General features: G+C 43.6%; 10 protein-coding genes. 1 reads left to right on the top strand and 9 read right to left on the bottom strand.

The genetic code is table 11. The annotated features are described in order from the left end of the window. Positions 1-1,351: SpaA isopeptide-forming pilin-related protein (locus FZ952_RS11130; RefSeq protein ID WP_262366363.1), on the bottom strand; the 1,351-nt coding region annotated here is incomplete at its 3' end. A gap of 191 nt (positions 1,352-1,542) precedes the next feature. On the opposite strand from FZ952_RS11130, the gene FZ952_RS11125 reads away from it, so the two are divergent. Beyond that, entirely contained in the window at positions 1,543-2,148 is a 606-nt protein-coding gene (locus FZ952_RS11125) for a TetR/AcrR family transcriptional regulator (protein WP_148881704.1), read from the top strand. 66 nt (positions 2,149-2,214) lie between these two features. Here the strand turns inward: FZ952_RS11125 and FZ952_RS11120 are convergent, their stop codons facing one another. The 8 genes from FZ952_RS11120 to FZ952_RS11085 form a co-directional block, all read right to left on the bottom strand. After that, on the bottom strand, positions 2,215-2,763 hold the full coding sequence (locus tag FZ952_RS11120; RefSeq protein ID WP_148881703.1) for a DUF6287 domain-containing protein: 549 nt from the start codon (positions 2,761-2,763) through the stop codon (positions 2,215-2,217). Between the two features lie 87 nt (positions 2,764-2,850). Further along, a complete protein-coding gene (locus FZ952_RS11115) occupies positions 2,851-3,066 on the bottom strand; it encodes a heavy-metal-associated domain-containing protein (protein ID WP_148881702.1) in 216 nt (71 codons plus the stop codon). Between the two features lie 55 nt (positions 3,067-3,121). Next, positions 3,122-5,368, bottom strand: a complete 2,247-nt coding sequence (locus FZ952_RS11110; protein ID WP_148881701.1) for a heavy metal translocating P-type ATPase — start codon at positions 5,366-5,368, stop codon at positions 3,122-3,124. After that, positions 5,368-5,811 (bottom strand): CopY/TcrY family copper transport repressor, encoded by a 444-nt coding sequence (locus FZ952_RS11105; protein ID WP_062201955.1) that lies wholly within the window; start codon positions 5,809-5,811, stop codon positions 5,368-5,370. The genes FZ952_RS11110 and FZ952_RS11105 overlap by 1 nt, the downstream gene beginning before the upstream one ends. Positions 5,812-5,958: 147 nt before the next feature. After that, positions 5,959-7,461 (bottom strand): zinc ABC transporter substrate-binding protein AdcA, encoded by a 1,503-nt coding sequence (locus FZ952_RS11100; protein WP_148881700.1) that lies wholly within the window; start codon positions 7,459-7,461, stop codon positions 5,959-5,961. A gap of 9 nt (positions 7,462-7,470) precedes the next feature. After that, on the bottom strand, positions 7,471-8,277 hold the full coding sequence (locus FZ952_RS11095) for a metal ABC transporter permease (protein WP_148881699.1): 807 nt from the start codon (positions 8,275-8,277) through the stop codon (positions 7,471-7,473). Continuing rightward, complete coding sequence (locus FZ952_RS11090; RefSeq protein WP_148881698.1) at positions 8,270-8,980, bottom strand: metal ABC transporter ATP-binding protein; 711 nt, start codon at positions 8,978-8,980, stop codon at positions 8,270-8,272. The genes FZ952_RS11095 and FZ952_RS11090 overlap by 8 nt, the downstream gene beginning before the upstream one ends. Beyond that, positions 8,977-9,420 (bottom strand): zinc-dependent MarR family transcriptional regulator, encoded by a 444-nt coding sequence (locus tag FZ952_RS11085; protein ID WP_148881697.1) that lies wholly within the window; start codon positions 9,418-9,420, stop codon positions 8,977-8,979. Before FZ952_RS11085 ends, FZ952_RS11090 begins: the two co-directional genes overlap by 4 nt. Positions 9,421-9,800 lie beyond the last annotated feature (380 nt).

Raw genomic sequence — 9,800 nt, 5'->3', positions numbered from 1 at the left:
GAACACCTTGTCCACCTTTTAACTCCACTTCAAACTCTTCGCTAATTAGCTGATAACCTACTTTAGCAACCTTCTCCTTAACGATATACTTACCATCACTGAGAGCCTTTGAAAGGGCAATCCCGTTGTCATCTGTTACCACGGTATCAACTACTTTATTAGTCGCTTTATCAACAATGTCAAATTTAACATCTTTCAACTTAACATCTGCATCAGCTTCGTCGAATTTAGTGATTTTGATCTTCCCAGCAATATCAGCAGTGGCTGTCGCCCCCACAGCCTTAACGGTTTTTAGGTTGTAGGTTATTGAATCTTTCGTGCCGATTGTATCGTCATATTTTTTCCAAACCAGTTGCGGCTGATTATCAATCAGGTACTGGGCTGTATTGGTAATAGTTGAAGTATCTGCCGGTGATTTAACCCAGTACTTCAAATAAAAACTCTTGGTCCCCATATGGGTCGGCATGAGCAACTCAAATCCGCGCTTGCCATTGGTATAAGTCAGCAAGGCTGAATTGTCTGAATCCTTTTTATATTCCTCAGGATCCGTTGTCACTTTATACACTTTGATTATATGTTTGAGACCGGAAGAATTGGTATCTGTCGTCACATATTCTGCTTCATATAGGTTGAATTCAGATTCTATATAGTTGGCGACGGCTCCTTTAGACATGTCATCTGTGATTTTCACCACATGATTGCCCATATCTGTCTTGGAACGGTTGATTTTCATTTCAAAATAGGCTTTCGCATCAGTTTGATGATTTAGACCATACTTTGTAAGAACTTCTCCTTCAATCGTGGATTGTCCATGAGGCTTTATGACATAATTAATGGTAGTCGTTTTACCACCCGGTATGACATAGGTGACTTGTTTCTTGTCTTTTGTCATCGTCTCAACTGCCTGCGCAACAAAATCCCCACGGATATTTTGCTTGCCCTTTATCCCATCATTGAAGATGAATTTCAGCTGGTGATTGGCGTTGTCAACCTCCACAGTTCCCATTTTCTTACTCGGATTTACAGTCGTATCCATCAAGTCTATGGTCTGATCCTTCAAAGTCAAGTTCTCTGGAACCTTTTGTATAAAGTAGTCCCCCTCCTTGATTTCGTCGACCTTTACACCTGGAAACGAAAACTTACCCGAGAACTTCAGAGCCACTTCCTTTGTGCTCTCACCAATAATAGCCTCCGATTCACTTCCTGTTTCAGCTACGGTAATCTTCAAATCCTCGAATTTAGCCTTATCGGTAACATCAGCAGCAGATACCCGCTGGACATTCCAAAATCCTAAAACAGTGAAAGTTGCTAATAAAGATAAAAAGAAGCCTATCCACCTCTTTGCCTTCATAATCAATTTCTCCTTCTCCTAATTTTTTATAAGCGTAGAACATAAATATTGATATTATGTTCGTCTTATATTATAATCGTTATTATTGTACTTCAAATTAACTAAAAAGACCATATCCTTTAGAGTTTTTTTCTTGACAGTTTGTCAACTTTTGTCTTATTCTTAGTGGAAAGGAGAGCAGCAAATAATATATGGCGCGAAATACAAAAGAAAAAATTATTCAGCCATTCTTTGAACTAGCCTTAGACAATCCTTCAAAGTCACGTTTTTCAATAGCAGAAATCGCTCAACAAGCTGGTATTTCTCGACAAGCTATTTATAAAAAACATTTTAATAGCACCGAAGAGATTATTGAAGAAGTTCATCGAATTCTTTATTCAGAATTTTCTGCTGTATTACAAACATATGATCGCTCTACCATCGCAGATCCTTTCGTTTTTTTTGCAAATCACTTTCTCCCAGTTTTTTATAAGCACAGAAAATGGATACAGTGCTTCTATACTACAGCTGCTAACCCCAACTGGATTCCCTTTTTTTCTTCTATTTTATTTGACTTTCAAAATGAGAATGTTTCCATCAACCACGACGTAATACAGGTGCCTAAAGAAAAAGTATCGCAACTTCTAGTAAAAGGGATTATGAATTTATTAGAAATTTGGATTGTCCAACCAGAGCCAACTCCTCCTGAACAATTTGTCCAGACATTTTTATTCGTTATTCATTTTCCTATTTCAAGCTATGTTGCCAGAGCAGAGAACCCTCAAGAGCAATTGCCGACATCTCTATTTTCGGAATAAGAAATTTTTAAAAATAGAAAACACCTTCACCAAGATCTAACTGACTAGACCTTAGTGAGGGTGTTTTTATTCATTTATACGATAATAAAAGGTGCCCTGTTCGTCAAAAGTATTCATTCCAACTCCAGCCCAAATTCGATCACGCGCTATGTCTGAGTTGTCTTGAAAATTCTCCTTATCTGCTATTTTGACTCCCTTGGGAATGAACTCCAGCAGAAAACCGCCAGTCTCTCCTCCGTAGACACCACCAGAAGCTGTTCCATAATCTGTCAGAGAAGCACCATAGAGTTCATAGCTGTCAGAAACCAGCCCCTTAGCATCAAACACTAACTGATTTCCAGCAGCATCCTGCCAAGTTCCCTCTATACCAGAGTAGTCACCATTCACCAAGGCAGAAATGTCCATCGCTTCCTTCTCCTCTTTCGTCTGTTCTGAACTTGAATCCAGCGAACTCTGACTGCTGACCGCAGACGAACTGCTCTCTGGCTGCTGACTCGATTCTTGTTGCAGCGAGCTTGATGTCGACTGATTGGAATTTTCATTATTGTGTGAACAAGCCGCTAAAGTCACCACCATTATACAAATCAACAAAGAATAAACTGATTTTTTTCTCATGATTTCTCACTTTCTAAGTAAAATCTACTATCTAGTATAGACTTTTTCAACTCGTTTTACAAGGCACTCCCAAACTAGAATGGAACTTTAGATATTCTCTACTTGCAGAACTTTATAGATGGTTTTAGCTAAAGCTGCTTGATAATCTTCTACACTCAAGGGCCGATCTACTGTGACCTGAGCAGTCTTACTATCTAAATCCACAAGCACATCAGAGACCCCTTCTATTTTCAAAAAATGCCCGGTAACGTGCTTAACACAGTTTTGACAAGATACATGTTCTAATTGGACTTTTTGTTTCATGAGATTTCCTCCAGTATTTTCTTAGTATTTTTGAACTTTTCTAAAGCATACACGCCTATTTAGCCTTAAAACGGTTGAGGCGCAGCGCATTGGCAACAACTGAGACAGAACTAAGGCTCATAGCCAGCCCTGCCAGCATAGGATTAAGCAGGGGACCGCCAAAGAGGTGTAGCAGCCCCATGGCAACAGGAATGCCCAGCGTATTGTAAGCAAAAGCCCAGAAAAGATTTTCCTTGATATTTTTTATAGTTGCCTGACTGAGCTGGATGGCCTTGACTACATCCTGCAACTCACTATGCATCAGTACAATATCCGCTGATTCGATGGCTACATCAGTACCGGATCCAATCGCAATCCCCACTTCTGCTTGGACGAGGGCTGGGGCATCATTAATGCCGTCTCCAACCATGGCTACTTTCTTCCCTCGTTCCTGCAGTCTTTTCACAGCATCTGCCTTACCGTCTGGCAGAACCCCAGCAATGACTTGTTTAATACCGACCATCTGAGCAATAGCGGCTGCTGTTTCCTGACGATCCCCCGTCAGCATCAAGACTTCCAATCCCAATTCCTGTAGCTGTCTGATGGCTACTGGGCTGTTTTCCTTAATGGTATCTGCCACAGCCAGAAGTCCTGCTAAACAACCATCTACAGCCAGTAGCATGACAGTTTTACCCTGATGAGAAAGAGCCCGTAGGCGCTGTTGAGCCTGACTCGCATCAACTTGGTAATCCGCCATCAAAGCTTCATTCCCAATCAAGATCGTCCGTTCTTCCACCCGAGCCCTCAGACCACGCCCTGAGATGGATTGAAAGTCACTGACAGGAGACAGAATAACACCTTCTTCCTCAGCGGTTGCTAGCAGAGCCCGAGCCAAAGGATGCTCCGAATGCTGTTCGCCACTAGCAACCAGACGCAGCAACTCAGCCCGTGGCAAATCCCCAAAGACTTCAAGGTCTGTCAGGCTAGGCCGGCCGGCGGTGATAGTCCCTGTCTTATCTAAAACAACTGCATCCAACTGATAGGCCGCTTCTAGAGCTTGACCAGATTTGATAAGAATGCCATTTTCAGCTCCCTTACCTGTCCCGACCATAATAGCTGTCGGAGTCGCCAGACCCAGCGCACAGGGACAGGCAATGACCAGGACCGCAATGAAAATAGACAGGGAGAAGGAAAGACTCTGACCAGCCAGGAAATACCATCCCAGACCTGCCACAGTCGCCAATCCTAAAACAATCGGAACAAAATAAAGCGATATCTTGTCAGCTAATGCTGCAATGGGAGCCTTGGACCCCTGAGCTTCTTCTACCAAACGAACAATCTGTGCCAGAGTCGTATCGGCCCCCACCTTGGTCGCTTCGTAGTCAATGGTTCCAGTCTGATTTAGGGTCGCACTGGTAATCATATCTCCTATCTTCTTTTCTACCGGCAGACTCTCACCAGTCATCATAGACTCATCTACATAGGTCTGTCCCTCCGTCACAACCCCATCCACCGGCATACGTTCACCCGGCTTAATGCGGACAATATCTCCAAGCTTAATCTCCTCCGTATCAATGAGCACAGCCTGACCATAGCGAATCACTGTCGCTTGACTGGGCAGGAGTTTAATCAGACTTTGAATAGCCTGCGAAGTCCGACCTTTGGCTGAGCTTTCCATGTATTTGCCCAGCAAAACCAGACTGATGATAACAGAAACCGACTCAAAATAAAGCTGATGGACAAAGGCATGCTGGCCAGCAAAAACTTGACCGCTCGCATAAAGGCTATAGAGAAAGGCTGCTCCTGTCCCCACAGCAATCAGACTATCCATATTCGGATGCCTCTTGATGAGATTGCGCACACCTCTCTGATAAAAGCCACGTCCGACCCAGAGGGCCGGTAGAGTAAGCAAAAGATGAGCCAAAACAAAAGTCAGCGGAGCCTGCGTATGATCCAAAAAGCTCGGCTGGGGTAAGCCAATCATACTCCCCATGGAAATATAGAGTAAGGGCAGAGTCGCTGTAAAAAGTAGCTGAATCTGCCTTTTTTTCTTGTCCAGCACTGCTGCCTTGGCCTCTGCCTCTCGGCCATATTCCGCCTGCTGCCTCTCCCCTTTTTCTTCTGCCTGATAACCAGCCTCGGCTACAGCAACCAATACCTGTTGGCTATCAAACCCCGCCTTAGGTAGCAAGCTCAGCCGCTCTGTTGCCAGATTAACACTGACTTCCTCAACCGTTGCCAAGTCCTTAACCGCCATCTCCACCGCCATAGCGCAAGCAGCGCAGGTCATACCAGAGATTCTGTATTCTTTCTTCTCGCTCATCAATGCGCCCCCTTTCCGTGCCCGCAACGACACTGGCCTTGAGGGCAGTGACATTTAATTTCCAGCGGAGCCGAAACTCTTTTTTTGTCTATAACCTGACTGAGCCGCTCCAAATCACTCTGACTAAACTGGTGACTCTCAATCATTGATATCAACAACTCTCCGTGCTTGGTATTACAGATATTATCAAAAAGCGCCTGCCATGTACTTTCCAGATGATCCGCTTCCAAAATCCGAGCATCGTAGTAAAATTTACCCTCAATTTTTTCCATGGCAATGAACTCTTTGGTCTTCAGACGATTCAGGAGCGTCTTGATGGTTGCAGGCTTCCAAGCAAAATCTGCTTCCAAACGCGCTATAATCTCTGTACTGCGACTGTGCGGATAAGCCCACAGCACACGCATCACTTGCCATTCAGCTTGACTGATATTTTGCTGTTCCATTTTCTAGCACTTCCTTAGCATTTACGTTTGTAATTCACTTATTAGTTTACATCTGTAATCCTACTTTGTCAAGCATTGTTATCATCCATTAGGAAAGGAAAATCAAAAAAGAAGGCGGGCTAGTCCCGTCTTCTTGCTTTACTCACATTAGTGCGCCAACATCTCTTGGGCAATTTCCTGACCAGTCAACTTACTTGGATAGTAGGTTGGCCAGTTTTCCAGCTCATCAAAGAGTGCTTCCTGGCTCTCGCCGCCATAGAAGATATGGAAATGAGCTGCCTTGGTTGGTGCAATGTTGTGGTCGCTAAACTGAACATACTTGTACTGGCCAGCATCCGCATCTGTCGCTTCAAACATGAAGCGTACCCCTCGATTTCCCTTAGAGTAAGTCAGAGTGTGCTTACCAACGTATTTATACGTATATTTCTTGGATTTTCCATCTACCACAAATTCCATAGTCTTGTCTGTGATATTGATATTGGAAACATCTGTCTTGTAGCCCTTGTCATAATAGTCCTTGTATTCAGCTGCCGTCATTTTTCCAGTCAGCTTAGCCTTGTAGTCAAAGACTTGATCCAAGGTACCGTCCTGCAGATAAGGGTAAACAGACTGCCACTCACCAGCATAGTCAGACAAGGTCCGATCCTTGACGGCACTGTCTTCAAAGTAGCCGTTTTGGACTGTCTTATCGTCTTCTTCTTTCTCAGCTGCAATCTCCGCTCCCTCTTGGTCCGTCGTTTTCTTGAGAGCCTTTAGATTGGCCTGCATGATAGAAATATAGTCTGCCCCATCCTTGGTCTGCTCTTCGGTCAAGCTTTCCAGCGGATTCAAGACATCAAGTTCTACTCCTGTTTCCTTAGCCAGAGTAGAAGCCAGAGCCTGAGAGGCATTCTCTTCAAAGTAAATATACTTGATTTTATTTTTCTTGATATACTCGGTCAATTCAGCCAAGCGTGAAGCGGATGGTTCACTGTCTGGTGAAAGTCCAGAAATTGGCACCTGCTTCAAGCCATAGTCCAATGCCAGATAGTTAAAGGCTGCGTGCTGAGTGACAAAGCTCTTTTGCTTGGCATTAACCAAACCATCTTCATATTCCTTGTCCAAGGCTTCCAGCTTCTTGATATAAGCCGCTGCATTTTTCTCAAAAGCAGCTTTCTTTTCAGGATAAGCTTTGCTCAAGCTATCTCGGATATGCTCCACCATTTGAATGGCCCGCTTTGGAGACAGCCAAACGTGGGGGTCATACTCATGATGATGCCCCTCTTCACCATGGTCGTGGTCTTCTTCCTCTTCACCACCAGGCAACAGAAGCATATTTCCAGTCGCCTTGATAACCTTTTCTTCCTTATTTTTCAAGGTTTTTAGCAGTTCAGGAACCCAAGTCTCCATGTTTTCATTTTCATAGACAAAGGCATCTGCATCCTGAATAGTCGCAACTGCCTTAGCTGAAGGCTCATAATCATGCGGCTCTGTACCAGCCCCGATTAGAAGTTCAACATTGGCCTCATCTCCAGCGACCTGCTTAGTAAACTCATAAACAGGATAAAAAGTCGTGACAATATTGAGCTTGCCATCTGCATTTTTTTGATTGGAACAAGCTACTAAGAAAATACTCAGTAAACCCGCTAATAGTAAGCTAATTTTTTTCATTTTCTGCTCCTATCTCATAAATTTTTTGACCAGGTTGACCAGCAAGAACAAGCTGACGAAAATAATCGTAATGCTGGCACTAGCTGGTGTCTCTGCATAGTAAGAAATATAAAGTCCAGCAATCATACCAAAGAAACCAATGGCACTTGCCAGCAAAATGACCGACTTGAATTTTTTCCCAATCCGCAGGGCAATACTGGCCGGCAAGACCATAATGGTCGAAACCAGCAAGGCTCCCGCAGCCGGAATCATGAGGGCAATCGCAACACCCGTCACGATATTGAAGAGAATAGACATGGTCCGCACAGGCAGCCCATCCACAAAGGCCGTATCCTCATCAAAGGTCAAGATATACATGGGGCGAATGAAGAGGAAGGTCAAGACAAGCACCACAGCAGCAATGACAAAGAGAGAAATCACTTGCTCCGTGCTGATAGTCACAATGGAGCCAAATAGATACTGGTCCAGACTCATCGAGCTAGAACTCTTGCCCTTACTCATAACAATCAAGGAAATAGCTAAGCCAGTTGACATAAGAATGGCTGTCCCGATTTCCATGAAATTCTTATAGATAGTTCGCAGATACTCTAAAAATACTGCTGCGACAATGACGACAAGCACCGTTGTGAGAGTGGGCGATAGCCCAAGAACCAAGCCAAAAGCCACACCCGCCAGTGAAACGTGGCTGAGCGTGTCACTCATAAGGCTCTGCCGACGTAAAATCAGGAAAGTCCCCAGAATTGGTGAGAAGAGGCTCATGGCAATAACTGCCAAAAAGGCTCGCTGCATAAAATCATAGGAAAATAAATTAAGCATGGCTCACCTCCTGTCTGCTGTCACTTTCATGCACATTGAAACAGCGCCAAGGCGAGTCCTGATTACGAACCAGATGAATGTTGCGGTCAGCATATTTACGAACTTCCTCCGGATCGTGCGTAATCATCAAGACAGCCTTCCCATGCTTATGAGCACTATGGTGCATGAGCTTGTAAAATTCATCCTTACTGCCTGCATCCATCCCTGTTGTCGGCTCATCTAGGACAAAAATATCTGGATCTGAAGCAAACATCCGAGCAATCACAGCTCTCTGCTTCTGGCCACCAGAAAGTGAACCAATCCGCTTATCCCGATGTTCCCACATTCCAACCGACTCTAGACTAGCCTTGATATGCTCCTCATCGTGTTCATTCAAACGGCGAAACCAGCCCTTGCGCGGATAGCGCCCAGACTGGACAAATTCGTAAACCGTACTAGGAAAACCCGCATTAAAACTAGCAATCTGCTGAGGAAGATAAGCAATCCGCAGTTTCTTACCTCGCTCATTGGTCTTGGAAATCTTAACTTCCCCATGCTTAGGCTGCAAAATTCCCAAACTAGCCTTGACAAGTGTCGTCTTAGCAGCCCCATTCTCCCCCGTCAAGGTTACAAACTCGCCACTATCCAGAAAATAGTGAATATGCTCCAACACAGGCTCCTTGTCATAGTAAAAGGACAGATTTTCCACTGTGATATATCTCATTTCCCAATTTCTCCAATCAAACCATCCAAAAATTTCACAATTACTTCCTGCTCATCAGAAGAAAATTGCTCTGCCAATCTATGGTAGGTGTCTAAGGTGTGCACATGATGGTGCTGATGCTCTTCCGCAATCGGTCGCGCCAAGTCAGTCAAACGATAAAAAGTCACACGAGCATCTTTCTTATCCTTGAAAGTTTGCAACATCTTTTGCTCCACCAAAGCCTTAACAGCTTTAGTCACAGCAGCCTGGCTAACATTCAGCCGTTTCGCCAGATCAGAATTTGCCAAAGATTCCTGAGACAAAAGCATCAAAATGTGCTCCTGCGTGTTCGTTAGCCGTACATCACTCATACAAGAACCGATCAAAATTTCATGTTGATTCTCAGCTGTCAATATGACCTCATTCAAAAAATGATTAATCTTATGTGCTAAATCCGTCATTTCTCTCCACTCCTTTAACCGGTTAATTTTTTACTAGTTAAGTATATCACAAAAAATAAAAGAATCAAGTTCCAATTTAAAAATATACATTGTTTTGCCAAGAATGAGCCAATATGCGACAACTCTGAACGATTCTGAATCACACAAAAAAATAATTTCCAAAAGCAGGCATGTTTTGAAAAGATAAACTGGCTCTATAATTTCTGTAGTGGGTAAATCCACCGCAGGGATTATGGAGCCTATTTTGTTGTAGAAAAAAAGTCCCATAAGACCTATAATGAAAAGCAACGAAACCATCATTAGAAAGAATCTTATGGAACAATTAAATTTTATCACAAACCTACTCGAAATTAAAGACAAAAATATCATCATTCTAGATT

The sequence above is a fragment of the Streptococcus sp. Marseille-P7376 genome (genome assembly GCF_902460385.1).
In the GTDB taxonomy this organism is placed as follows: Bacteria; Bacillota; Bacilli; order Lactobacillales; family Streptococcaceae; genus Streptococcus; species Streptococcus sinensis.
The sequence above is the reverse complement of the archived record's forward strand: the minus strand, read 5'-3'. Positions and strand labels throughout refer to the sequence as shown.

Coding starts and splice junctions, on each gene's coding strand:
- FZ952_RS11095 (WP_148881699.1), bottom strand. CDS start 8,277: ATGCTTAATTTATTTTCCTATGATTTTATGCAGCGAGCCTTTTTGGCA.
- FZ952_RS11110 (WP_148881701.1), bottom strand. CDS start 5,368: ATGAGCGAGAAGAAAGAATACAGAATCTCTGGTATGACCTGCGCTGCT.
- FZ952_RS11115 (WP_148881702.1), bottom strand. CDS start 3,066: ATGAAACAAAAAGTCCAATTAGAACATGTATCTTGTCAAAACTGTGTT.
- FZ952_RS11100 (WP_148881700.1), bottom strand. CDS start 7,461: ATGAAAAAAATTAGCTTACTATTAGCGGGTTTACTGAGTATTTTCTTA.
- FZ952_RS11090 (WP_148881698.1), bottom strand. CDS start 8,980: ATGAGATATATCACAGTGGAAAATCTGTCCTTTTACTATGACAAGGAG.
- FZ952_RS11120 (WP_148881703.1), bottom strand. CDS start 2,763: ATGAGAAAAAAATCAGTTTATTCTTTGTTGATTTGTATAATGGTGGTG.
- FZ952_RS11105 (WP_062201955.1), bottom strand. CDS start 5,811: ATGGAACAGCAAAATATCAGTCAAGCTGAATGGCAAGTGATGCGTGTG.
- FZ952_RS11125 (WP_148881704.1), top strand. CDS start 1,543: ATGGCGCGAAATACAAAAGAAAAAATTATTCAGCCATTCTTTGAACTA.
- FZ952_RS11085 (WP_148881697.1), bottom strand. CDS start 9,420: ATGACGGATTTAGCACATAAGATTAATCATTTTTTGAATGAGGTCATA.